Origin of the sequence: Alcaligenes sp. GCM10023179, from assembly GCF_042653705.1 — a bacterium.
In the GTDB taxonomy this organism is placed as follows: domain Bacteria; phylum Pseudomonadota; class Gammaproteobacteria; order Burkholderiales; family Burkholderiaceae_B; genus Alcaligenes; species Alcaligenes phenolicus.
Window position 1 is genome coordinate 1,500,303 of the sequence record NZ_JBHSIQ010000001.1, and the last position, 24,981, is coordinate 1,525,283.

Sequence of the window (24,981 nt, forward strand, 5' to 3'; positions counted from 1 at the left end):
AATCATGGCTAATGACACTAAAAAGCGCTTTTCACACGCCACGATCGAGAAAAATACCGGGTTGTTGATCATCCTGAGCATCTTGGTGATCTCGTTCGCAGGTCTGGTTCAGATTGTGCCCTTGTTCTTTCAACACTCGACCACGCAGCCTACCGAAGGCATCCAGCCATACGAACCTTTGCGACTGATTGGTCGTGACATCTACATCCGTGAAGGGTGTGTGGGCTGTCACTCCCAGCAGATCCGTATGCTGCAGTCCGAAGTGCAGCGCTACGGTCCTTACTCGCTGGCCGGTGAGTCCGTGTACGACCACCCCTTCCTGTGGGGCTCCAAGCGTACCGGTCCTGATTTGGCCCGCGTAGGTCAGCGTTACAGCGACGAATGGCACCGCATTCACTTGCGTAACCCACGTAACGTGGTCAAAGAGTCCAATATGCCCGCCTACCCATGGCTGCAGAAGAACTCGGTGGAAGGTGAAAACGTGCAGGATCGCATGAAGGTGCTGCGTACCCTGGGCGTGCCGTACACGCAGGAACAAATTGATGCTGCTCCTCAGGAGCTGGTAGGCAAGACCGAAGAAGATGCAGTGGTTGCTTACTTGCAGGGCCTGGGCGTAGCCAGTCGCGACGCAGCCGCCAAGGCTGTGGAGCAGGGGAGCCACTAAATGCTAGCCATCATCAACGCTGTTGTGACCGCTTTGGCGATGGCTACCTTCCTTGGCATTTGCTGGTGGGCGTTCTCTCGGGGACGCCGCCAGGCCAACGAAGAAGCAGCGCTTCTGCCTTTCGCCTTGCCCGACGAGGGAATCAACGATAAAAACCCTGGGGGTTCCGAATGAGTGACTTTTTTAACAATGGCTGGAGCCTCTGGATTTCCGGCATCGCCTTGTTAGGCATCATATTTTGTTTGTGGCTGTTGTTTACTCAGCGTGCATTTCTGGGCAAGACGGTCGATGTGGAAGAAACCGGCCACGTCTGGGATGGTGACCTGACCGAGCTGAACACGCCGGTGCCTCGCTGGTGGACCGTGATGTACATCGGTTTGTGTGTGTTTGCCTTGGGTTACCTGGTGCTGTACCCCGGCCTGGGCAGTTTCAAGGGCACGTTGGGCTTTAGCTCCGGCCAGCAGGTCAAGCAGCAACAGGCCGAGATCAATGCTCGCCTGGAGCCTGTGTACGCCCGTTACCGCGAAATGCCTATTGAAGAGATCGCTCGCGATCAGGAGGCCCGCGAAATTGGTCAGCGCCTGTTCCTGAATAACTGCGCCCAATGTCACGGTTCTGATGCACAAGGTGCTCCCAGCTTCCCTAACCTGGCCAATAAAGCCTGGTTGTGGGGTGGCGAGCCCGAGCAGATTCTGCACACCATTACCGAAGGTCGTACCGGGATGATGCCGCCACAAGCGCAATTCACCCCCGCTCAAGCCTCCGACGTGGCTCAGTATGTGCGTTCCTTGTCCGGTCTGGCTGCAGATCCTCTGCGTCTGGTGGCTGGTAAGCGTGTTTATGACAGCGCATGTTTTGCCTGTCACGGTGCGGATGCCAAGGGCAACACCTTGTTGGGCGCTCCTGATCTGACGGACGATTACTGGTTGTATGGCAGCTCCGAAGCCACCATCGTTCAGACCGTCTTGCAGGGTCGTACCAACCAGATGCCGGCTCAGAAAGCCACTTTGACTCCTGAGCAGATTCGTTTGCTGGCGGGTTGGGTCTGGGGCTTGTCGAACAATGCCGAGCCTGCCCAGGCTAACTAATGTGTTTTAAATTGATCTGACGCCTTCAGGACTTGCAATGAGTAGTGATTCTTCCCAACCCAGCGCTGATAACGCGCAGGGAACTGTGCCCAAGTGGCAACCTCCACGTAACACCAAGGGAGCGGGTGGAACCTCTCCGCAAGTCGAGAAGGCGCTGGTCGATGTACGCAGCAAAATCTATCCACGATCCGTCAAGGGCGTATTCGCCCGCTGGCGGATCTGGATGGTGTATTTCACGCAGATCATTTTCTATGGTCTGCCCTGGTTGGAATGGCATGGCCGTCAGGCCGTGCTGTTTGACCTGCTGGAACGCAAGTTCTACATCTTTGGCATGATTTTGTGGCCCCAGGACGTTATTTACCTGACGGTGCTGCTCCTGATATCTGCCTTCTCCTTATTCCTTTTCACCGCCATGGCCGGACGTTTGTTCTGTGGCTATGCCTGTCCGCAGACGGTCTACACCGAGATCTTCATGTGGGTCGAGCGCAAGGTGGAAGGGGACCGTCTGGCGCGTATCCGCTTGGATGAGCAAGCCTGGAACGCCCGCAAACTACGTCTCAAAGCAACCAAGCACTTCCTGTGGATCGTGATTGCTTTGTGGACCGGCTTTACCTTTATCGGCTATTTCGCTCCTATCCGTGAACTGGGTGGCGAGCTGATCGCCCTGTCTCTGGGCCCTTGGCAGTGGTTCTGGCTCTTGTTCTACGCCTTTGCCACCTGGGGTAACGCAGGTTTCATGCGCGAAGCCGTCTGTAAGTACATGTGCCCCTACGCACGTTTCCAAAGTGCCATGGTGGACAGCGATACCTTTGTGGTGACCTACGATTTTGTGCGTGGTGAAACCCGCGGTGGTCGATCTCGCAAGATTGACCACAAAGAAGCCGGTATGGGCGACTGTGTGGACTGCAGCCTCTGTGTTCAGGTCTGTCCGACCGGTATTGATATTCGTGATGGCCTGCAATACATGTGTATTGGCTGTGGCGCCTGTGTGGACGTCTGTGACCAGGTCATGGACAAGATGGGCTATGAGAAGGGCCTGATCCGCTACACCTCGGAGCGCGCCATTAAAGAGCGCATGACGCAATCGCAGGTGCGACGTCGCATGCTGCGCCCGCGCGTGCTGTCTTACATCCTGATTCTGGCCGTCATTTGCGGTGCCTTCGTCTACACCTTGGCAACCCGTACCCCGATGCGTGTGGACGTGATTCGTGACCGTGGTGCTCTGGGCCGTGAAGTGCCCGGCGGCATGATCGAAAACGTGTTCCGTCTGCAAGTCATCAATACCTCGGAAGAGGCGATGGAGTTGCAGTTGTCCGTAACAGGTCTGGAAGGCGCACGCATTCACTTGACCGAGAACGGCCAGGATCACATTCATGTGGCCCCTGCAGGCAATAGATTGTTGCCTGTCGTGGTGCAAGTCCCAATTAGTAGTGCCAAGCCAGGCCTGTATGATATTTCAATCCAGGCAATCGGCGAGCATGAGGGGGGCCGCAAAACCTACGTGAATGAACGCAGTAGTTTTTATATTCCTCAGTAACTTTATAAAGAGCAAAAAATGGACGAATCAAAGGACAGTGGGCCCTGGTGGCGTGAACCGTGGCCCTGGTTGTTGATGGCCGGCCCGGCTCTGGCTATCGTGGGCTGCGTCATTACCATTGTGCTGGCGTTCCAGAACTTCAGTAATCAGGGAGTGACGGACGGCGGCGTCAAGCAAGGTCTGGTCGTCACCAAAGGCGAGCCTGCCCGCGAGCAGCGCTAAAAGTAGTTGATACACCGTTACGCTAGGGTTGAGAGAAGTATGTTTCCGTTCAAGAAGGGGGTACGAATGACCATCCGATCGTTGATGTGGATACTGTGGCCTTCATTCCTGGTCGCTGGGGTACTGAGTGCAATCGTGTTTGCTTTGGTAGACCCGTTGGACATCGTTGTGCTTGGACATATGCAAGTAGATCGACTGACCTTTTATACGGTGGCGTTTTTTCTGTTCTGGGTGGCCGCTGCGGTGGCTTGTACGCTTAGCCTGTATATGTCCTCTGGTTCGCCAGCGGTACTGGCTGAACCGGCAGATAGTCTGGACTGATTTCGACAAGCGCCAAAAGACAAAAAAGCACATGCAAACTGCATGTGCTTTTTTTTGTGCGCGCTTGGTGCTGGGGAGTGATGCAGCAGGCCCTAGAGACGTTCAGAGCCTTGCGTAAGCCCTAGGCAATACCAGGTAAAGCAAGTAGCCAGCCAGTGGCTTTAATCGCACTCCGTGCCTGCCAGCGTGCGCAGGGCGGCCAGATCCAGCAAGTGGACTTCACGCTGGGAGATTTTCAGCAGACCTTCGCGCGCAAAACGCGAGAACAGGCGGCTGACCGTTTCCAGTGTCAGGCCCAGGAAGTTGCCGATTTCTTCGCGGCTCATGCGCAGAATGAATTCGTAAGGGGAGTAGCCAAGCAGCGACAGGCGCTGGGACAGGTTCAGCAAGAAGGCGGCCAGGCGCTGCTCGGAACGCAGTCCGGCCAAGGTCATCATCAGTTGATGGGCGCGGTTGATTTCCTTGCTCATCAAGCGACGGAATTGTTGTTGCAAGATAGGCAGTTGGGCCGACAGGCGGTCCAGATCATCAAGGCGGATCACACAGACCTCGCTGTCTTCCAGGGCGATGGCATGGGAGACATGGCGGTTTTCAACCAGGCTATCCATGCCAAGGATTTCTCCTGGTAATAAAAAGCCCGTAATCTGGATGTGGCCGGTGGAATCTTCCAGCTGCATCTTGATAGAACCAGAGCGCAGACCATAGATTCCCTCGACTGAGTCGGCCAGTCGAAACAGCACGCCGCCCTTGGGGATGCGGATGCGCTCCTTGACTAATTCGTCCAACCGCTCCATTTCATGCTTAGGCATCCCAAGAGGTAGACATACCTCATTGAGCATACAGCTGGAGCAGCGTATGGAGTCAGCGGTAACCGAGATACGTTTTTGCATAAGGAATAATGTCAGATGGCGAAACGCTAAATCTTTGAGTCAAATCAAGTGTAATTGTAGCTTTTTATTGGTTGGTATTCCCGCTAATCCTTAATATGTTTAGTTCTTAAGGGCCGCGCCATGCGGGAAGCGGCTGCCCATGCCGGGTACAGCGCGGTCAGACTGCTCTTGCCAGGTTGTTGTTTAAAAGCGATCCAAACACTTGAATACTTGGTTTTTGTCCTTATCTTCAATTCATCCTGTTATTTGTTGCGAGATCTGGGCGAGCAGTATTTAGTAACTGTTTGCTTTAGCTTATCGCATATTTTCTCAAGTGAAAATTCTATGCGAATCGATAAATTGACAACGAAGTTTCAACAGGCTCTAGCCGATGCGCAGAGCCTGGCTGTTCGCGAAGACAACCCCTATCTGGAACCCGCCCACGTACTGGTCGCCTTGCTGGCCGATGCCGATTCCGGCACTGGCAGCTTGCTGGCTCGTGCGGGCGTCGCCATTCCCCGTCTGGAAAATGAGCTTAACCGCCTGATCTCCAATCTGCCCAAGGTACAAGGGGCGGAAGGTCAGCAGCAGCTCAGCTCGGCTCTGCAAGCCGCTTTGGCGAAAACCGACAAGGAAGCTGCCCAGCGCGGTGATACCTATATCGCCAGCGAGTTGTTCCTGCTGGCCCTGGCGGACGACAAAGGCGAAACCGGTCGTGCCCTGCGCGATGCCGGCTTGCAGCGCCGTGCCTTGGAAGCGGCCATCGAGGCCGTACGCGGTGGTGCCAATGTGAATGATGCCGAAGGTGATAGCAACCGTGAGGCGCTGGACAAGTACACCACTGACCTGACCGAGCGTGCTCGTCTGGGCAAGCTGGACCCGGTGATTGGCCGTGACGACGAAATTCGTCGCACTATCCAGATTCTGCAGCGTCGCACCAAGAACAACCCCGTGTTGATTGGTGAGCCTGGTGTGGGTAAGACCGCCATTGTGGAAGGCTTGGCGCAGCGTATCGTGAACAACGAAGTGCCCGAAACCCTGAAGGGCAAGCGTGTTCTGGTGCTGGACCTGGCTGCCTTGCTGGCGGGTGCCAAGTACCGTGGCGAATTTGAAGAGCGTCTGAAAGCCGTCTTGAAAGAGCTGTCCAAGGACGATGGCAAAACCATTGTCTTTATTGACGAGTTGCACACCATGGTGGGCGCTGGTAAGGCCGAAGGTGCCATGGATGCCGGCAATATGCTCAAACCCGCCTTGTCGCGCGGCGAGCTGCACTGTATCGGTGCTACTACGCTGAACGAGTACCGCCAGTACATCGAGAAAGACGCGGCTCTGGAGCGTCGTTTCCAGAAAGTGCTGGTTAACGAACCGGACATGGAGTCCACCATTGCGATTCTGCGTGGTTTGCAGGAGCGCTACGAGCTGCACCACGGTGTGGCGATTACCGACCCGGCCATTGTGGCTGCGGCCGAGCTGTCGCAGCGCTACATTACGGACCGTTTCCTGCCCGATAAGGCCATTGACCTGATCGACGAGGCCGCGGCCCGTATCCGTATGGAGATCGACTCCAAGCCCGAGGTCATGGACAAGCTGGATCGCCGCATCATTCAGCTGAAGATCGAGCGTGAAGCGGTCATCAAGGACACGGACGAGGCCTCTCAGCGCCGTTTGCAGGCCATCAATGACGAGATGGAGAAGCTGCAGCGTGAGTACAACGACTATGAAGAGATCTGGAAAGCCGAAAAAGCGGCAGTTCAGGGCTCGCAAGTTGTTAAAGAGGAAATCGAGAAGGTTCGCGCCGAAATGGCCGAGCTGCAACGCAAGGGCCAGTTCGACAAGTTGGCCGAGCTGCAATACGGCAAGCTGCCCGAACTGGAAGAGCGCCTGAAAGCGGCTGAAGCCAATATGGACAAGGCGGATCAGGACAAGCCTCGCTTGTTGCGTACACAGGTTGGTGCCGAGGAAATCGCGGAAGTGGTTTCGCGTGCAACCGGTATTCCTGTGTCCAAGATGATGCAGGGCGAGCGTGAAAAGCTCTTGCAGATGGAAGACTACTTGCACAAGCGTGTGGTCGGCCAAGGTGAAGCCGTACGTTTGGTGTCGGATGCCATCCGTCGCTCGCGCGCCGGTCTGTCTGATCCGTCCCGCCCTTATGGTTCCTTCCTGTTCCTGGGGCCAACCGGTGTGGGTAAGACCGAACTGACCAAGGCATTGGCCAACTTCCTCTTTGATTCCGAGGATCACATGATTCGTATCGACATGAGCGAATTCATGGAGAAACACTCGGTGGCTCGTTTGATCGGGGCGCCTCCCGGCTACGTGGGCTATGAAGAGGGCGGTTACCTGACCGAGGCCGTGCGTCGCAAACCTTATTCGGTGATTTTGCTGGATGAGGTCGAGAAAGCACACCCCGACGTCTTTAACGTGCTCTTGCAGGTGCTGGACGATGGCCGTTTGACCGATGGTCAGGGCCGTACGGTGGACTTCCGCAATACGGTGATCATCATGACCTCGAACCTGGGTTCGCAGCATATTCAGCGTTTGTCGGGCGAGCCTTACGATGTGATCAAGGAAGTGGTGTGGGAAGAAGTGAAACAGCATTTCCGCCCCGAGTTCCTGAACCGTATCGACGAAGTAGTGGTATTCCACGGTCTGGAAGCAGAACACATCGAGTCCATTGCTCGTATCCAGCTTGAGCGTCTGGATCAGCGTCTGGCTCAACGTGACATGCATCTGGAAGTCAGCGAGGCTGCTTTGGCTCAGTTGGCCAAGGCCGGGTTTGATCCTGTGTTTGGTGCACGTCCATTGAAACGTGCTATCCAGCAGCACATTGAGAACCCGGTGGCACGTCTGATTCTGGAAGGTCGCTTTGGTCCTAAGGATGTGGTGCCTGTGGACTGGAAGGACGGCGAGTTTACGTTCACTCGCAGTATCCAGTAATGAGCAGGCTCTGATTACTGCTGTGCTGGTGAGCGTTGAGCAGTAGAGCGGACCAGCACATGCAGTAAGCCTTAGTTGAAACGGCAGTAAAAAAAGCGCCTTGGGCAACCAAGGCGCTTTTTCTTTGGCTCGACGGATTGTTTCAAGCTTGGGTTGCTTTACCTGTGATCTGTGCCACCCACTTGGGTTTTAGCAAAGACGAAGCTATTCAGAATCTTGGTGTGGCTCAGCCATGCAGTGTTTGTATAAAGGGTAGCTTTCAAGCAGAGACCGTCTTAGTCAGGTGTACTGAGACCGTAAGGACGACCGTTCAGGCCTCGCTTAGGCGTTCTCGTGCGCCGGTGCTGGGGGCGGAGTCAGTTCCAGTTCATCCTTGCCGTAGAACTTCACACCGATCTCGACACGAGGGCGGCCTTGCGAGCGGCGGTGGCGGTTGGTGTCGCGCAGCGAGTACACGCAGCCGCAATATTCCTGCTGATAGAAGTTCTCGCGCTTGCTGATCTCCAGCATGCGTTGCGAGCCGCCACCTTTGCGCCAGTTGTAGGTCCAGTATTTCATCTCCGGATAACGGGCTGCGGCGCGTTCGCCACAGTCGTTGATCTGGTTCATGTCTTTCCAGCGCGAGATACCCAGGACGCTGGAGATGATGTCGTAGCCATTTTCATGGGCGTAGAGGGCTGTGCGCTCAAAGCGCATGTCAAAGCAGACCGTACAACGCTCGCCGCGCTCGGGGGCGTGTTCCAGACCGCGTACGCGTTCAAACCAGTTATCCACGTCGTAGTCGGCATCAATAAATTCGATACCGTGCTGTTCGGCAAAGCGGATGTTTTCCTGCTTGCGCAGTTCATATTCGCGCACCGGATGGATATTGGGGTTGTAGAAGAAAACGGTGTATTCAATCCCCGAGGCGTGCAAGGCCTCCATCACCTCGCCCGAACAGGGGGCACAGCAGGAGTGCAGCAGCAATTTCTCGCGCTTTTCCGGCATGGTTAAAACTGGACGATTGAGCTGAGTGGACATGAATCTGAATCCGAGAAAAAAGGCGTCCCGAGTCGGTCGCACAATAAATCAATGCGACTATTGTAGATTCTTGGCAAAGTTTAGTGAAATCAATCTGTTGCCTTAGTACCCCAGGACCTCGTCCCATAGTCGCGTCACGGCTTGCCGTTCCTGAGTCAGTTCGGTCTGCGGGACACGGGCTTTTTCCGCCCCTTCCAGACGTAATGCGTGCTGACGACGGCGCAGGGCACGGTAGGCATCGGCCACCTCCTGAGCATGGTCGACCGCGATCAGGCCCGCTTGCGCGGCAATGCCCAGCAAGGCGATATTGCCCAGGTTTTCCAGCAGCTTGGGATGCTCGCGGCTATGGCACAGCACCAGATATTGGGTGATGAACTCCACATCCACCATGCCGCCACGGTCGTGCTTCAAATCAAACAGCTCGCTGCGGTTGGGGTGCCCGGCACTGATCTTGTCACGCATGTCCAGAATGTCTGCGCGCAGTTTGCGACGGTCGCGTTCCATCAACAAGATGGAGCGGCGGATTTCATCGAAGCGTTCCTTGATCTGGGCATCCCCGGTCACAAAACGGGCACGGGTAATGGCTTGATGCTCCCAGGACCAAGCGCTACGGGTTTGATACTGCTCGAAGGCATCCACACTGACGGCCAGCAAACCGGCATCGCCATCCGGGCGCAAACGCAGGTCAATATCGTAGAGACGACCGGAGGAGGTCATGGCCGACAACCAGCTGGTCATGCGGCGAGCCAGTTTGATGTAGCGCTCCACATTATCCTGGCTGGGGTCGTCATAGAGAAACACCAGATCCAGGTCCGAGGCGTAGCCAATTTCCTTGCCGCCCAGCTTGCCGTAGGCGATGACGGCAAAGCGGGGCGGGGTGTCGTGTTCAGGGCCCAGACTGCGGGGGCGCGTCAGAGGCCAGGTACGCTCCAGCGTCTCGGCCAGCATCATGTCGGCCAGGGCCGAGAGCTGGTCGGCCAAGGCTTCCACCGTCAGCACGCCTTCCAGGTCCTGAGCCAGTAATTGGAAGGTGATCTGGTGCTGCCAGTCGCGCATCATGTTCATTTGCTGTTCGACATCGGCCTGGCCATCGGGCAGACGGCAGGCGTCCAGGTCGCGGCACATTTGCTCGGACAGGGCCGCAAAGTCCGGAATTTCCATTAGCGAATGCCATTCGATCAGGCTGTCCAGCAGGAGTGGGTACTGAGCCAGATACTGGGCGGCCCAAGGGCTGGCCGAGACAATACGGGCGACGCGGGCCAGCGTATCGGGGTATTCAGCCAGCAAAGCCAGATAAGCACTGCGTTGGGCGATCAGCTCGATCAGGTTAAAGAGCCGTGTCGCTGTCATTTCCGGGTTTTCGGAGCGGTAGGCGTAGTCCTCAGCCAAGGGGATCAAGCGTTGTACGCGATCCAGGCTGGCATTGGGCAGGCTGCGCAGGCGATGGCTGTTCAAAAGGGCCTGACGTAATTGTTCGATGCGTTCCTGCAAAGCCTGATCTTGCTCGGCGCTGTTGACTTCGAGGGTGGGGGCTGCCGCTACAGGAGGCTCGGTACTGGCTTCTTCCCCCATACCAGCGAGACGGAAGGCATTGCGGAAGGTATGCGACACAAACTTTCTGTGCTGGCCTAACTGTTCATCGAAGTCGGGCAGGCTCAGGCCCAAGGTGGCGGCCAGCTCGGTGCGCAGTTCCTCGTCCTGGGGCAGCAAATGGGTTTGTTCGTCTTCGCGGTACTGCAAGCGGTGTTCGACACGTCGCAAGAAAGTATAGGCGGCCAGCAGCTTGTCGCAGACCTCCTGGTCCAGCAGACCGGCCGCGCATTGACCGCGCAGAGCCTTGTGCAGGCTGGTGGTTTGCAGGGAAGGTTGCCGTCCACCGCGTATCAGTTGATTGAGCTGGACCACAAACTCAATTTCTCGAATCCCGCCATCCCCCAGCTTGATGTTGTGCCAGGTCTCCACGCCATTGCGGTTCAGGGCGCGGCGTGTCCAGTCCTGACGGATGCGCTCGCGCAGGCCGCGCAGGGCGGACAGGGCATCAAAGTCAAAATACTTGCGATACACAAAAGGGGTACGCAGCGCTTCGAAGTGATGTATATCGCCGGCGCTACGGCTGCCTTCAAAGGCCTGGGCCTTGATGGGGCGCGCCTTGATCCAGGCATAGCGTTCCCACTCCCGGCCTTGATTGACCAGATAGTTTTCCAGGGCCTGCATGCTCCAGGCCAGCGGTCCCGAATCACCGTCCGGGCGCAGGCGCAAGTCGGTGCGAAACACCTGGCCGAAGGCGTCAGTATCAGACAGCACGGGCATCATGCGCTGGGTCACTTTGCCGTAAAACTCGTGATAGCTCAGGGGGCGGCGACCCTCGGTTTCGCCGTCCTCGTCGTAGAGCATGATCAGGTCAATGTCCGAGGAAACGTTTAATTCCCCCCCGCCCAGCTTGCCCATACCCAAAATAATCATCTCTTGGGGCAGGCCGGTTTCCGAGTTTCTAGGAATACCGTGTACGTCAGCCAGTTGCCGGGTCACGGTCTCATAGGCTTGCGCCACGGCCAGATCAGCCAGGCTGCTCATGGCCTGCATGACTTCTTCCAGTGGCGCCAAGCCATTGATATCGCGGATCATCAGCACCAGAAAGACCCGTTCGCGCAGTTGGCGCAAGGCCTGGCGCACTTGTGCCAGACGATCATTATCGGGCTCGGGCAGCAAAGTCCTATACCATTGCGTAATCAATGCGGGGGTGACAGGGTGTTGGGCTTGCTCTTCCAGCCACGCTCCAAATTGCGGCTGAGCGTTTACTTTTCGACGCAAGGGGCCGGACCATTGCATCACGGGCTTCAATATAATGGACTGGCTCATACGATAAGAGGCTTTTCGGATAAGGGGGAACGACAAGTGAAACGACTTGTCTGACTAGGCCGGAAATGACCGCATCTAACTATACTCGGGAATTGATTGCATGGTAGTTCGAGGGCTTGTGCGACTGGCGCTAGTGCTCTATTTTGCGCTGATGCTAGGCCTTGTCGGGCTACGTTACTTGCTCGTGCCCCAGCTGGACAATCTGCGTCCCTATCTGGTGCAGAAAATCAGTGAGCAAACCGGCCTGCAAGTCCAGATCCAAGAATTAAAAGGCGACTGGCAGGGCTGGAATCCCCATCTTTCCGTGACAAACCTGTCGCTGGCAGAACCTGGGCAGAAGCCCATGTTGCAGCTGCCCAAACTGCAAGCCGATATCAGCTGGAAGTCCTTGTTCAGCGGCTCGCTGCAATTGCGCCAGCTGGATGTGCAAGGTTTGACAATCCCGGTGCGGCGCGACCCCCAGGGTCCGATTCTGGTGATGGGTCAGGTGCTGGATCTGAATGATGAGAGTGCCCCGTCCGAACCCGAAGCCTGGCAAGGACCGGTTCGCTGGTTGCTGGAGCAGCGCGGCATTCGCATTCAAGGTACGTCCTTGCAATGGCAGGATGATCTGCGTGGCGCGCCTGTCTTGAGTCTGCCTTCGATTGAATTGCAGATCGGCTACAGGCAGGGCTGGCACGAGGTCAGTCTGGCTACCGCCTTGCCCGCCAATTTGGGCGAGTCCCTGGCTTTGGCCTTGCGTGTGCAGGGCAAGCGTCGTCTGCCCGAGAATGTGGATGTGATGGACCTGCCCTGGGAACTGACGGTTCAGACTAAAGGGGTGGATGCTCCTGCGCTGCGCCCGTGGCTGGATGTGCCTGTGGCCCTGGACAAGGGCTGGGTCGATGTGCGCGCTCAAGCCACTCAGCCTAAAGCGGCCCAGACCGTACAGATGCAGATGGCCGCCCAGTTGCGTGATGTGGCGGTGCTCACCGATAGCGATGATCGCCTGCAACTGCAGCAAGCCAATCTGGAACTGGCGGGGGGGCTGAATGATATGCAGGCGCTGGCCCAAGGCAAGCAAAGTGGCGATGTGCAGTGGGCCTTGTCGATGAACAGTTTTGGTCTGCGTGTGCCGGATTTGTTTGCTCAGTATTTGGCTGTGGATCAGCTCAATGCTCAAGGCACCGTCCACCGGGATGAGCAGGCCAGACTGAGCGTCAGCAAAATGAATCTGGCTTTGCGTAATCCTGATCTGGATGCACAGTTGACAGGTAGCTGGCGCGAGGATGCCACGTTCGAGGCCGGTGTGGCTGACTGGCAGGGGCAGTTCAAGCACCTGAATCTGGCGGCTTTGGTGAATTACCTGCCTTTGACGGTCAATCCTCTGGCGCGTGAATGGATGCAGGCCGGACTGGTGCAGGGGGCGGTACGAGACGGGACAATCCGTCTGCAAGGCGGCCTGGATACCTTCCCGTATGGCTTGAGTCCGGAGGATGGCAGCTTTGAAGTGGCGGGGGCTTTGGATCAGGGAATTGTGGATTATCAGCCCGCCCGTCCCAAGCGGTTGGCCTGGCCGCGTCTGGAAGGCGTGCAGGGCAGCATACGCATGCATAACGACAATCTGGATATTGTGGCTCAGCAGGCGCGCATGCCGATTGCCAAGCAGCAGGATATCGTGCTGCGCGATATTCAGACCCACATTACCTCCTTGGAGCAAAACAGCTTTCTGAAGCTGGAAGGTCTGTCCCAGGCACCGGCGACCAGTTATCTGGCCCTGGTGCATCAATCCCCCTTGAATGCCTTGCTGGATGGCTTGCTGGCCGACAGTCGTGTCAAAGGGGATTGGACCGTACCGGTCAAGTTGCAGATTCCTTTGGATAATGCTGATGATGCCCAGGTACAGGGCCAAATCCAGATGAACAATGGCGAGTTTCAGTACATGCCTGAAGCCCCTTCGTTTACAGCATTGAAAGGCGAGCTGGCCTTTAGTGAAAAAGGCGTCAGTGCCCAAACCTTGACGGGCAAGATGCTGGGCGGTGATACCCAGATCAGTGGTGTGCTGGAGCCCGGCAAACCCGGTTTACGCCTGAATGGTGTGCTGACGGCCAAAGGCCTGGAGCAATACCTGGAGTTGAAGGGCTTGCAGCGTTTGCAGGGTCAGACACCTTATAGCGTGTTGATGAAGCTGGACGCCAAGGGCGCTTTTTCTTTTGGGGCCGAGTCGAACCTGACAGGTTTGGCACTGAATTTGCCTGAACCTTTCCACAAGCCTGCCGAGCGTGCGGCCAAACTGAAGGCGGATTGGAGTAGCGATTCCGCCGCCAAGATGGACCGTTTGCAAATCAGCCTGGAGGACAGACAGAGCTTTTTGCTGAACCTGCTGCATGCTCAAGGTTCCCGTGATGGCAGCTACTTTCAAAGTGGCAGCATGGGAACACCGGGATTGGTGAATTGGCCCCAACGCGGTTTTGAATTACATAGTCGCTATGACCGTATGGACCTGGATGCCTGGGAAAGGGTGGTGGGGGAGTTTGGCCAGAATCTGGATGGCAGTCCCTTACCTCCTTCGGCCCGCCCCTTGCTGCCTTTGCTGGAGCGGGTGCGTCTGAAAGCGGATCAGGCGTTTTTCAGAGGGCAACTGCTGGACCAGCTGGAAATGGAAAGCACGGAAGATGCCGCTGGCAGACTGTTTCTAAGCATGAAGGCCAAGCAGGCCGAAGGGCGTTTGCAGGCGCAGCATCAAGATGGCCGCTACACCGGCATGTTCAATGCCAACTTCTCCCATCTGTACATTGACAGTGGCAGGCCTGATTGGGCTTGGCCCGACGCCGACTTGCCCATGAATGACGACCTGCGTTTGCCCGCGATCTCGTTCAAGGTGGATGATTTGCAGATTCAGGGTGTTCGCTTTGGCAAGCTGGAAGCCAAGGGCAAGCCCGCTGGAAAGGGACAAAAGTGGACGTTGGAAAACATTTCTCTGAATGCCCAGGGTATGCAGCTGAATGGTTACGGCTCTTTGGCATTGAGTGGGCCGCAGCGTGGCCTGGAGTTGGTGGCAAACAGCCAGGTAAGCAATTTGGGACAGTTTGTGGATGTCAGTGGCTTGCTGACCGAGTCCATCAAGGATGGTGACGGCACGGTACAGGCGGCCTTGTTCTGGAGCGACTTCCCCTGGTCTTTTGACAAGCGCAACATCCGTGGCCAGTTCAATGTGGATTTGCGCAAAGGGCGCTTTATCAGCCTGAAGTCGCGCTCGGCCAAATTGCTGGAGCTGCTTAGCTTGCAGTCCATCTCGCGCTTGAGCCGTCTGGATCTGGATTTGTTTGGGGCGGTGAAACAAGGCTTTGCGTTCGATAGCCTGACCGGGCGCATGAATCTGTCGCAGGGCAAGCTGGAGCTGGATAATTATCAGATCAAGGGGCCGGCAGGGGCGATCAGCCTGAAAGGCTGGATTGATATCCGGGATGAGACGCTGGATTTGATTGCGGTGGTAGACCCGAATCTGGATATGAGCGGTGCGGCGATTGCAGCGTACTTTACTGTCAACCCGATGGTGGGAGTTGGGGCCTTGCTGACACAGTGGCTGATGCAGATTCCGATGAGCAGTCACCTGTCTGTCACGTATGCGGTAACAGGCAAGATGGATGATCCCCAGCTCAAAGAGTTGGAAGTCCCTGCGGTTGGTAGCGCGAAACAAGAGAAACAGCGTCGGATCGAGCCTTGATGGCAAGCGCCTCACCCAAACGATTCGCGTCGCTTGTCGTCAGGGTTGCAGCCAGGCTTTTCCGTGTTTTACCCCTTATGCAAAGGATGGGCCGATGAGCGCACAGAGACTGAAACAACTGGCAGCGACCTTGCTCGTGGCGAGCCTGCCGTTCCATGCGCTTGGAGCGCAAACGCATCCTGTGGCTCAGGCCGCACAAGCGGTCGAACAATCCTTGCAGGCCCGTGTCGGACTGGCTGTACTGGATACGACAGATGGGCAGTTGTGGCAATACCGTGCCGATGAACGCTTCCCTATGGCCAGTACCAGCAAGGCCTTGATCTGCGCGGCGTTGTTGGCCCGAGGGCCGGGTGCCATGAAGACCGCCTGGCTGGTCAAGGAAGAGGCTATTCAATCTTACGCCCCGACGACAGAAAACCTGATAGGACAATATGTGGCAGCGTCGCAATTGTGTGCGATCACGATGCGCAACAGCGACAATACTGCGGCCAATGGGGTTCTGGAGATGCTGGGCGGGCCTGAAGCGATCACGTCCTTTCTACGCAGCGTGGGTGACACGGTGACGCGTCTGGATCGCAACGAGCCCAGCTTGAATGAAGCTACGCCTGGTGATCCACGGGATACAACAACCCCGCAAGCCATGGTGCATACCTTGCAGAGTCTGGTTTTGGGCGATGCGCTTAAAGCCCCAGATCGTGATCGCTTGATTGACTGGCTGCGCCATAACGAAGTGGGTGGGCCTTTGCTGCGGGCTGGCGTCCCGGAAAGCTGGACGGTGGCAGACCGAACCGGGGCAGCGGCTTACGGCACACGCGGTGTCGTGGCGGTGATGTGGCCCCCTGGACGTGCGCCGCTGGTGGTTGCCGTCTACATCACGGAAACCAAGGCTTCCATGGAAGAGCGCAATGCGGCCATCGCCACGATTGGCAAGGCCATTGCAACGGCTGTGGATCAGAAAGCACAGCCCTGATCACCGGGCAGACACCGGCAGCGGCACGATCCCTAGCCGGTCTGACGCTCCAGCATTTCATCCAGTGTCGCGTAATAGCTCATGGACGCATGGCGCAGATTCGTGCGTACATGCTCGCGTGCCTGTTCTGGGTCCTTGTCCAGAAAAGATTGCAGGATGGCTCGGGTGGCCTGCATGGAAAGCTCCCGATAGCGCGTGTCGCGCAAGGTAGCCAGACGCACCGCTTCCACGTGGTCACTCAGACGAAAAATCATGGTGCTCAAGTGCGGGTTGGGGCATAGCGAAATCCAGCTTTCCCGAAACGCATCGTTGGCAATCATGTACTGCATGGGGTCGGCGGCGGCATGGGCTTTTTCTGAGGCATTGGCAGCCTTGTTCATCAAGGCCAACCCTTCCAGATTGGCCTGCAAGCAGGCGGCGGCGGCTGCTTCGGGTTCCAGCAACATGCGTATTTCAAAAATCTGCGCAATATCGGCCGGAGTAAAGCGCCGCAGCATGAAGCCGCGCGAGGTGCCCTCCAGCAATCCTTCGTTGGTCAGTTGCAGCAAGGCTTCGCGCACAGGCATGCGCGAGACTTGCAGTTCAGCAGCAATTTCATGGTCGACCAGACGGTCGTCATAGCTGATGTCGCCACTGCGCATGCGGCTGCGCAGGTGTTTGTAGACCTGCTGGCGTATGTTCAGTTTGGGGGCGGCAGGCTGGTTTTTATTCATTGGTTTTGGGCAAGACGGTGAACAGGCAGTCGGCATGAAATCCCTGTGCGCAGCAGTGTGTTTCCTGCACCTGGACGTGCTGATCGTAGATCAGTTGGCCGACGGCTGTAAGCATACCAACGATAGGGCGGCACAGGGGCCGATCATGGGGGCCAAACCCCCATGCAAAGGGACTGTTTTTCACGCGGACCTGCAAGGCTCCCGTGGCCTTTGTTTGAATGTCCCAGTTCCCCCAACCCAGCTGAGCCGAGATATCGGCAATGCTGTGCAGCAAGGCCTGCGGGTCGTGATTGATGGCTTCCCAATACGCCTTGGCTGACAAACCACCTTGTTCCATTACGGCCTGCCCCAATGCATCTAGCGCCTGTGTTCGGGCGGGTTCATCTAGCCGGCGAAACAGCCCCATCAACACGTCGACACGCATCATCAAGTAGCGCCGATCGTCGTCCAAAATCTGGCCCTGTGCCGTATCCCAGCTTAATCTGTCTCTGAATTCTGTCATTTTAAAGTAAAAGTATATTATTTTGTTTTTAGATAATAGATTGATATTAAAGCAAATAAATTATAGGGAAAACCATTATCTATTTAATTTAAGAATAAACTATATACTTTTTCGCAAGGCGGACTAACGCTGGAATGAAGTGCATAACAAAAGGGGACAAATGGTGAAAGCGTTGCGAAAAAGCGTAATGGGGCTGGCCTTGGGGGCAGCCTTGATGATGGGCTGGGGGACGGTCAGCCAGGCAGCCGGGAGCGAGTTGAAAATTGCTTTCCCGGTCGATATCCCGTCCTGGGATCCGACCTCGGTTACCTTTCCGGCGGGCCAGTCGATTTACAAGGCCGTGTTTGATTCACCCCTGTTTGTGGGTGACGATTTGAAGGTGGCACCGCGTCTGATCGAGTCCTGGGAATGGGCGGACGAGCAAGGTCAGGCCCTGAAGGTGAAGCTGCGCGACAAGGTGAAATTCCATGACGGCAGCGACATGACGGCTGAAGACTTGAAGTTCACCTTTGATCGTGCGATCAACAAGAAAACCCTGGCCCTGAACGGTATGCTGCCCACCCTGAAGTCGGTGGAAGTCACCGGCCCGCTGGAAGCCATTATCCATTTCAGCTCGCCCACGCCAACGGCCCCCAAAGGCCTGGCCTTCTTGTCGGCCTATATCCTGCCCAAAGCCTATTTCGAGAAGGTGGGGGAAGAGGAGTTCCTGAAGCGTCCAATTGGCGCAGGCCCCTACAAGCTGAGCGATTATCAGCGTGGTTCCCGCATCACCCTGGAAGCCTTTGAGGACTACTGGCAAGGTGCGCCAGACCTGAAGCAGGTCGTGTTTGAAATCGTGCCGGATTCCTCGGCGCGTGTTGCTGCGGTTGAGTCCGGTCGGGCAGATGTCTCGGTACAGATTCCGGTGCGCGAAATTACCCGCCTGGAAAAGAATCCCAAGCTGGAAGCCAAGGTCTACCCCTATAGCGAGATCTACATTCTGCAAATGCCCAGCTATGTAGACAGCTTCAAGGATGTGCATGTGCGTCGCGCCATGAATATGGCGATCGACAAAGCAGGCTTGTCCCGTGCCTTCTACAAAAATGTCGCCCAGCCCTTGTCGGTTCTGGCTACCAAAGGCTCGCCTGGTGATGTACCGGATCTGAATATTCCCTTCGACAAGAAAGCAGCGGTAGAGGAACTGGCCAAAGCGGGTTACAGCACGGAAAAACCGCTGACCATTACCTTGTACTCCACCAATAACACCTTCCCTTCGGACTATGACGTGGCCCGTGCGGTGGCGCAGATGTGGAGCCAGATCGGTGTGCAGACCACGGTTGAAGAAATTACTGTGGCCAAGTATCTGGAGCTGAGTCATTCGTCCAAATTGACGGGTGTGATGCTGTACAGCTGGGCTAATGCAACTGGCGATCCGGAGATTTTCACGGGCCGCATTCTGGACCCGCGCCTGCGTTTTTCCACCTGGAAAGAAGAGCGTCTGGCGGGCACGCTGGATGAGCTGAACCGTCAGATGGACGAGGACAAGCGAGTAGCTGGCTATCAGGCGCTGAATCGTGAAGCGGCGGAACAGGCCTGGAGCCTGCCGGTGCTGCAGTCCATCTCCACCATTGCCTATAAAAAGGGCTTGAAGCTCAACACCTATCAGACGGGCTACATCCTGCCGCAGGAATATTCCTGGCAGTAAGCCTTTCATGTGCCCCGCAGCCTCGCGCTGCGGGGTGATCTACCGGGTTTGACCCGGCATATTTTCTCCTGCGGTTCTCTTCATGAAAAACGTTTGCTTCCTGATGGCGCGCAAGCTCGTCTTCGTGCTGGTGACGGCGTTCCTGCTGTCCATGATCGTGTTCTTCATGCTGCGCGTCATTCCCGCTGACTCTCTGGGCATGATGCTGCCTCCTTCGGCCACGGAAGCCGATGCACAGGCACTGCGTGTTGAGCTGGGCATGGATGGTTCGGCCTTGCATCAGTACCAGGTTTGGTTGAGCGGTGTGTTTCGCGGCAATCTGGGCAACTCCATCTTCTTTCATCAGCCAGTGACAGGTTTGCTGGCGCAAGCTTTGCCACCCACGCTGGAGTTGGCCTGTATCAGCTTGCTGATGGCTTTGCTGATCTCCATTCCCGGCGGCCTTGTTCTGTACTTGCTGGACAAGAAAAAGATCGAATTTGTGGCCGACTTTGTGCTGGTGCTGCTTCTGTCGGTGCCGTCCTTTTTGTGGGGCATTATTTTGATCGTGGTGTTCGGTGTGCTGTTTCCGGTCTTGCCCTTTATGGGACGGATGGAAGGCACACCCGCTGTGGATGGCGGCACCGGCTTTCTGTTGTTTGACCTCTTGATACGCGGTCAGTGGCAAGCCTGGTGGGATGCCTTTTCGCATTTGCTTTTGCCCGCCCTGGCCTTGGCCCTGGCTTTCAGTCCCATCGTGATTCGTGTGCTGCGCTCCAGCCTGATCGAAACGGCGACCAGCCAATACGTGAACGTCGCCCGTCTGCGCGGTGTGCCTGAGTGGCGAGTGCTCTTGGTGCACATGCTCAAGAATGCCGCTTTGCCTACCTTGACCTTGATCGGCGTGCAATTTGGCTTTTTGTTTGGCGGCACCTTGCTGATTGAAGTCATTTTCTCCTTTCCCGGTATCGGCAATCTGATGGTGCAAGCCATCAAGAACCACGACCTTCCCCTGATTCAGGGCGTGGCCCTGGTGTTCTGTTTGATGGTGTTGGCCGTCAACTTCTGTGTCGATGGCTTGTACAGCGTTATGAATCCACGTCTGAGGTCCGCATGAGCGTGCATCCACATTCTTTCTGGCAAGCGCGGCTGCGGCCTGTGCTGGCCCATCCCAAAGTGCTGCTTGGCGGCACTCTGGTCTTGATCTTTGCTCTGGTGGCCTTGTTTGCCCCTTTGCTGGCGCCCAATGATCCTAATGCACAGGACTTGCTGGCCACGCTCTTGCCACCCGCCTGGCAGGACGGCGGTCTGGCGCAGTATCCCTTGGGAACCGATGGCCTGGGGCGATGTATTTTGTCGCGTCTGATTTATGGCAGCCGCGTGGCCTTTCAGGTGGCGGTGACCGCTGCCGCCGGCACCATGGTGCTGGGTACGGTGCTGGCGATCTTGGCGGGCTATATCGGTGGCTGGTTCGACCGTGGAGTTAGCTCCCTGGTGGTGTTGTGGATGGCATTCCCGCCCGTGGTGTTTTCCATGATGTTGATGGTGGGCTTGGGCACGGGCCTGTTCAACGTGATTCTGGCTGTGGTGCTGGTGGACTGGACTCGTTTTTATCGCGTGGTTCGGGCGGAAGTGCTGGTGGCGCGTCAGCGTGATTATGTGTATGCCGCGCATTTGTTGGGCTTTTCTCATCTGCGCATCATGTTGCGTGAAGTATTGCCTAGCGTGGCGCCACTGATCGTCACCTTGTTCAGCCTGCAAATGGGCGTGGCTATTGTGGTTGAAGCCATCCTCAGTTTCGTGGGCCTTTCTGTTCCGTCGGATGTGGTGGCCTGGGGCGTAATGCTGGCTGATGGTCGTGACCAGATTTACCAGGCAGGCTGGGGGCTGATGGCGCCAGTGATTGGCATTGTGTTTGCAGTGCTGGGTTTCAATTTGCTGAGTGATGGTTTGCGCACCACGCTGGATCCTCGGCTCAAGCAACGAGGAGCGCACTGATGAGCGTGCCGGTTATTGAATTCAAGCAAGTCAGTGTCTCGGTGCCGGTACAAGGGCAATCGGTAGAGCTGTTGCGCAAGGTCTCGTTTGCAGTGCAGGCAGGCCGCACCTTGGGGCTGGTCGGGGAGTCCGGCGCGGGCAAGAGCATGATAGGGCGGGTGATCTCGGGCATGTTGCCCAGCAACCTGCGTCTGTCCTCGGGCCAGGTCTGTTTCCAGGGTTCAGTGGTCACGGGTGCACAAATGCGTCGTCTGCTGGGTCGCAAAGTGGCTTTTGTGCCGCAGGAGCCCTTGTCCTCGCTAAACCCGGTGCTGACCATACGCCAGCAGATGTTCGAGCATTTGGCTCGACTGGGCATTCCCCGCGCATCGCGCGAGCAATATTGCCTGGAGCGTCTGCATGAGGTGGGGCTGCCCGATCCGCCGTCCATGTTGGGGCGCTATGCCCATGAGCTTTCGGGTGGGCAGTGTCAGCGCATTTTGATTGCCATGGCTTTTTCCGGTGATCCGGAATTGATTGTGGCCGACGAGCCCACCACGGCGCTGGACGTGATTACCCAAGCGCAAATCATCCGGATTCTGCGCGATGTACAGCAGCGGCATCAAACCGCCGTGATTCTGATCACCCACGATCTGCGCATGGCTGCCCATGTCTGTGACGAGGTGGCCGTGCTGTATGCTGGGGATGTGGTTGAACAAGGTCCCGCTGCAGATGTTTTGGATACACCTTTGCATCCTTACTCCTGGGCCTTGAAGAATGCGACGCCAGCACTGAATGGCCCTTTGTATGCCTTGCCGTCGCTGGCCGACATCATGCCGGGCTTGAAAGACATGCGGGATCTGCCGGGCTGTCGTTTTGCCCGTCGTTGTCCTACGCGTAATGCGGTCTGTGAACAGCGCGCGCCAGAGTTGGAAGCGGTGAAACCCGGTCATTGGGTAAGTTGTGCCGGTCCCTGTATGACGCGCGATACGGCCGCTCAAACCCAGCTGCATGTCTTGCCGCAAGGGCCGTCTGACGAGTCCGCGCCGCTGGTGGAGTTCCAGAATGTGGAGCGCAGCTACCGAGTCACACGCAACGGCCGCCGCAGCCTGATGTATGCCTTGCGGCCCTTGTCCTTGAGCGTGCGTCCCGGCGAAATGGTTGGCGTGGTGGGGGAAAGCGGTAGTGGCAAAAGCACTGTCGCCCGTTTGATGGTGGGCTTGTTGCAACCTAGTGGTGGGCAAGTGCTGGTGCAAGGTCAGTCCCGCGAGCAGTTTGCCAAAGGGCAAGGCGAGTCCTTGTCGCAAACGATTCAGATGGTGTTTCAGGACCCTGACTCGGCCTTGAACCCACGTCGTAGCGTGCAGCAGCTGGTGACGCAGGTGCTGGAGTTGCAGCCGGGTATGACGCCCGAGCAGCGTCGTCAGAAAGCCGATGAATTGATGGCGCAGGTGGGCATTGCCCAGGATGCCGGTTTGCGTTTTCCCTCGGAGCTGTCCGGCGGGCAAAAGCAACGCGTGAACATTGCCCGCGCCTTATGTGTGCAGCCGCGTCTGCTGGTGGCGGACGAGATTGTGTCCGGTCTGGATGTGTCGGTGCAGGCGCTGATTTTGAATCTCTTGCTGCGACTGAATAAGGAATTGGGTGTTGCGGTGGTGTTCATCTCGCACGACTTGTCCGTGATTCGCTATTTGTGCACACGAGTGCTGGTGATGAAAAACGGTGAAGTCGTGGAGCAAGGAAATACCGCCGAGGTGTTTGCCGACCCGCAGCATCCCTATACCCGTCTTTTGCTGGGCAGTGTGCCGCCGGATGATTCCAGCCAGATCTGGCCTGCGCCTGTGGACTGTCCATCCCAAATCGTGAGTGAGGCTGCACCCGCCTTAGTACCCGCTATGGCGGTCTGAATCCCGTTTTACTCGTATTTACAGGAAGCACTATGAGTTATGCCAATAACGAGGCCGCCTTGTCGGGCCTGACCCAGGACCATCAGGTCCATCGGGATGCCTATCTGGACGAGGATGTCTTTCAACTGGAAATGGAACGGCTGTTCAGCCGTGCCTGGCTCTATGTGGGCCATGAAAGTCAGGTGCCCAAAACGGGCGATTATGTATCGGTGACCTTGGCACAAAGCCCCGTCATCATGCTGCGCCATAGCGATGGCTCGGTGCGGGTGGTGATGAACCGTTGCGCTCACAAGGGGGCCAGACTGGTCAGCGAACCCAGCGGCAATGTGGGCAAGATGCTGCGTTGTCCGTACCACGCCTGGACCTACAAGCTGGATGGCTCGCTGCTGGCGGTGCCGCTGAAAAATGCCTATGAAAACACGGAATTTTCGCAATGTCCGGCTGCGGGCGGCCTGTCCACACCGGGGGCGGTAGAAAGCTATCGGGGCTTTGTGTTTGCCCGCCTCAGCAAGGAAGGTTTCAGCCTGCAAGAGTATTTCGGGGATGTGTTGCAGGCTTTGGACAATATGGCGGATCGCTCTCCGGAAGGGGAGTTGCAGGTGGCAGGCGGTTCGATTCGTACCGTCATCAACTGCAACTGGAAGATGTACATGGAGAACATCAACGACACCGTCCATCCCATCTCCACGCATGAGTCGGCCTCCAGCTCGGCTGCCAAGGTGGGTGAAGTGTTCAAGGAAGAGGACCCTACCGCACTGGAGCAATTGCTGCCCTTCGGTTCGGGCTACGACTTCTATTCACGTATGGGTGTGGAAACTTACCCGAACGGGCACAGCATTCTGGGCACCAAGTTCAGCATTCATACCGACTACTCCGGGATTCCAGGCTACGAAGCCATGATGAACGAAGCCTGGGGCGAGGAAAAAGCGGCTCGGGTGCTGGGTTTCAATCCACAAAATGTGGTGTTTTACCCCAGCATGGCAGCCAAGGGTTCGCCGCAGATTATTCGTGTATTGCGACCTTTAGCGGTTGATCGCACTTTGCTGGAAGTATGGGTGTTTCAGCCCAAAGGAGCGCCGCGTGAAATGCTGGATCGCGGCCTGACGTACAGCCGTCTGGTGTATTCCCCCATGAGCGTCGTCGCCCATGATGATGTGCACTTGTTCGAGAGCCAGCAAGCCAGCCTGAAAGCCCAAGGCAATCCGTGGGTGAATCTGCTGCGTCAATACGATGCGCAAGAAGGCGAGCAGGGCAAGGGCAGCTTTGACGACGCGAATAATGAATGGGTCATACGCAACCAATACCGTGCCTGGAAGCAAGGCATGAAGCAGCAGGAGCAGGAATGATGGGGACGGTGCAAGAGCAGGGCCAGCGTAGCGGTCGAGGAGAGCATGCATGGCAAGATGGTCAGCAACAGCAATATCAACATAAGGCGCAGCAGCCATTGAATCCGCAGCAAAACCAGCGTCTGGGCCAAATGGAGAGTCTGAAACAAAGCCTGCAAGACTTTGTATGGCAAGAGAACGCCCTGCTGGACGAGGGGCGTTTTGACGAATGGTACGAGCTGTTCGCACAGGATGGGCTGTACTGGATTCCTGGTGAGTCCGGCCAGGAAAGCCCGGAAGGGCGCATGTGTATTGCCTTGGAAAACCGTATGTTGATGCGCTTGCGTATCGACCGCCTGTCGCACCATCGTGCCTTTTCCTTGCAACCCGGTGTACGTGGTCTGCGTGTGATTCAACATCCACGTGTTCAGTCCGAACATCCTGATGAAGATGGCTGCTATACCGTGCGCATCAATCTGATTTATTCGGAGTATCAGAAGCAAAAAACCGAGGTTCTGCCCGCTACTGCCTCTTACCGTTTGCGCGCCGTCGATCAGGCTTGGGAGATCGTGGAAAAGCGGGTGGACTTGCTGAGCGTGGATGGCTATTTGCCCACCATTCAGCTCTTCATTTAGGCCCTATATGCACTTGAATGACCCATCACCAGGCTATCTCAGCCTGCCGTGTGAAGGCATGGACGA

At 56.7% G+C, this 24,981-nt stretch carries 20 protein-coding genes; 15 read left to right on the forward strand and 5 right to left on the reverse strand.

Annotated elements, in window-relative coordinates:
- Positions 1 to 4: 4 nt before the first annotated feature.
- From ccoO to ACFPDR_RS06765, 6 genes are all read left to right on the forward strand, one after another.
- On the forward strand, positions 5 to 664 hold the full coding sequence (ccoO, locus tag ACFPDR_RS06740; protein WP_060185270.1) for a cytochrome-c oxidase, cbb3-type subunit II: 660 nt from the start codon (positions 5 to 7) through the stop codon (positions 662 to 664).
- On the forward strand, positions 665 to 838 hold the full coding sequence (locus ACFPDR_RS06745) for a cbb3-type cytochrome oxidase subunit 3 (RefSeq protein WP_035272721.1): 174 nt from the start codon (positions 665 to 667) through the stop codon (positions 836 to 838).
- Complete coding sequence (gene ccoP, locus ACFPDR_RS06750; protein ID WP_035272722.1) at positions 835 to 1,752, forward strand: cytochrome-c oxidase, cbb3-type subunit III; 918 nt, start codon at positions 835 to 837, stop codon at positions 1,750 to 1,752. Before ACFPDR_RS06745 ends, ccoP begins: the two co-directional genes overlap by 4 nt.
- A 37-nt stretch (positions 1,753 to 1,789) precedes the next feature.
- Positions 1,790 to 3,289, forward strand: coding sequence for a cytochrome c oxidase accessory protein CcoG (gene ccoG, locus ACFPDR_RS06755; RefSeq protein ID WP_088450330.1), 1,500 nt, complete (start codon positions 1,790 to 1,792; stop codon positions 3,287 to 3,289).
- An 18-nt stretch (positions 3,290 to 3,307) separates the two neighbouring features.
- Complete coding sequence (locus tag ACFPDR_RS06760) at positions 3,308 to 3,511, forward strand: FixH family protein (RefSeq protein WP_009455940.1); 204 nt, start codon at positions 3,308 to 3,310, stop codon at positions 3,509 to 3,511.
- Positions 3,512 to 3,577: 66 nt separating this feature from the next.
- Positions 3,578 to 3,832, forward strand: coding sequence for a hypothetical protein (locus ACFPDR_RS06765; RefSeq protein WP_022983138.1), 255 nt, complete (start codon positions 3,578 to 3,580; stop codon positions 3,830 to 3,832).
- 161 nt (positions 3,833 to 3,993) lie between these two features.
- On the opposite strand, the gene ACFPDR_RS06770 is transcribed toward ACFPDR_RS06765, so the two are convergent.
- Positions 3,994 to 4,722 (reverse strand): helix-turn-helix domain-containing protein, encoded by a 729-nt coding sequence (locus ACFPDR_RS06770; RefSeq protein ID WP_009455938.1) that lies wholly within the window; start codon positions 4,720 to 4,722, stop codon positions 3,994 to 3,996.
- 324 nt (positions 4,723 to 5,046) lie between these two features.
- Between ACFPDR_RS06770 and clpB the strand changes: the two genes are divergently transcribed.
- Entirely contained in the window at positions 5,047 to 7,638 is a 2,592-nt protein-coding gene (gene clpB, locus ACFPDR_RS06775; protein ID WP_009455937.1) for an ATP-dependent chaperone ClpB, read from the forward strand.
- Positions 7,639 to 7,959: 321 nt separating this feature from the next.
- Here clpB and ACFPDR_RS06780 read toward each other — a convergent pair whose 3' ends face one another.
- Both ACFPDR_RS06780 and glnE read right to left on the reverse strand, forming a co-directional pair.
- Positions 7,960 to 8,658, reverse strand: a complete 699-nt coding sequence (locus ACFPDR_RS06780; RefSeq protein ID WP_060185267.1) for an epoxyqueuosine reductase QueH — start codon at positions 8,656 to 8,658, stop codon at positions 7,960 to 7,962.
- A gap of 102 nt (positions 8,659 to 8,760) precedes the next feature.
- Positions 8,761 to 11,517, reverse strand: coding sequence for a bifunctional [glutamate--ammonia ligase]-adenylyl-L-tyrosine phosphorylase/[glutamate--ammonia-ligase] adenylyltransferase (glnE, locus tag ACFPDR_RS06785; protein ID WP_376910927.1), 2,757 nt, complete (start codon positions 11,515 to 11,517; stop codon positions 8,761 to 8,763).
- Between the two features lie 118 nt (positions 11,518 to 11,635).
- Between glnE and ACFPDR_RS06790 the strand changes: the two genes are divergently transcribed.
- Positions 11,636 to 15,223, forward strand: a complete 3,588-nt coding sequence (locus ACFPDR_RS06790; RefSeq protein ID WP_376910928.1) for a YhdP family protein — start codon at positions 11,636 to 11,638, stop codon at positions 15,221 to 15,223.
- Between the two features lie 94 nt (positions 15,224 to 15,317).
- On the forward strand, positions 15,318 to 16,193 hold the full coding sequence (gene bla, locus ACFPDR_RS06795; protein WP_203145674.1) for a class A beta-lactamase: 876 nt from the start codon (positions 15,318 to 15,320) through the stop codon (positions 16,191 to 16,193).
- Between the two features lie 32 nt (positions 16,194 to 16,225).
- Here the strand turns inward: bla and ACFPDR_RS06800 are convergent, their stop codons facing one another.
- On the reverse strand, positions 16,226 to 16,906 hold the full coding sequence (locus ACFPDR_RS06800; RefSeq protein WP_088450324.1) for a GntR family transcriptional regulator: 681 nt from the start codon (positions 16,904 to 16,906) through the stop codon (positions 16,226 to 16,228).
- Entirely contained in the window at positions 16,899 to 17,408 is a 510-nt protein-coding gene (locus ACFPDR_RS06805; RefSeq protein WP_035272728.1) for a V4R domain-containing protein, read from the reverse strand. The genes ACFPDR_RS06800 and ACFPDR_RS06805 overlap by 8 nt, the downstream gene beginning before the upstream one ends.
- Before the next feature lie 163 nt (positions 17,409 to 17,571).
- Here ACFPDR_RS06805 and ACFPDR_RS06810 point away from each other — a divergent pair, with 163 nt between their 5' ends.
- The 6 genes from ACFPDR_RS06810 (at position 17,572) to ACFPDR_RS06835 (ending at position 24,915) form a co-directional block, all read left to right on the forward strand.
- Positions 17,572 to 19,092 (forward strand): ABC transporter substrate-binding protein, encoded by a 1,521-nt coding sequence (locus tag ACFPDR_RS06810; RefSeq protein WP_226348409.1) that lies wholly within the window; start codon positions 17,572 to 17,574, stop codon positions 19,090 to 19,092.
- Positions 19,093 to 19,174: 82 nt separating this feature from the next.
- Positions 19,175 to 20,188, forward strand: coding sequence for an ABC transporter permease (locus ACFPDR_RS06815; protein ID WP_060185261.1), 1,014 nt, complete (start codon positions 19,175 to 19,177; stop codon positions 20,186 to 20,188).
- Complete coding sequence (locus ACFPDR_RS06820; protein ID WP_060185260.1) at positions 20,185 to 21,069, forward strand: ABC transporter permease; 885 nt, start codon at positions 20,185 to 20,187, stop codon at positions 21,067 to 21,069. Before ACFPDR_RS06815 ends, ACFPDR_RS06820 begins: the two co-directional genes overlap by 4 nt.
- A complete protein-coding gene (locus tag ACFPDR_RS06825) occupies positions 21,069 to 22,955 on the forward strand; it encodes an ABC transporter ATP-binding protein (RefSeq protein ID WP_088450316.1) in 1,887 nt (628 codons plus the stop codon). The genes ACFPDR_RS06820 and ACFPDR_RS06825 overlap by 1 nt, the downstream gene beginning before the upstream one ends.
- A gap of 32 nt (positions 22,956 to 22,987) precedes the next feature.
- Positions 22,988 to 24,301, forward strand: a complete 1,314-nt coding sequence (locus ACFPDR_RS06830) for an aromatic ring-hydroxylating dioxygenase subunit alpha (protein WP_063690659.1) — start codon at positions 22,988 to 22,990, stop codon at positions 24,299 to 24,301.
- A complete protein-coding gene (locus tag ACFPDR_RS06835; protein ID WP_203145677.1) occupies positions 24,298 to 24,915 on the forward strand; it encodes an aromatic-ring-hydroxylating dioxygenase subunit beta in 618 nt (205 codons plus the stop codon). Before ACFPDR_RS06830 ends, ACFPDR_RS06835 begins: the two co-directional genes overlap by 4 nt.
- The last annotated feature ends 66 nt before the right edge of the window (positions 24,916 to 24,981 follow it).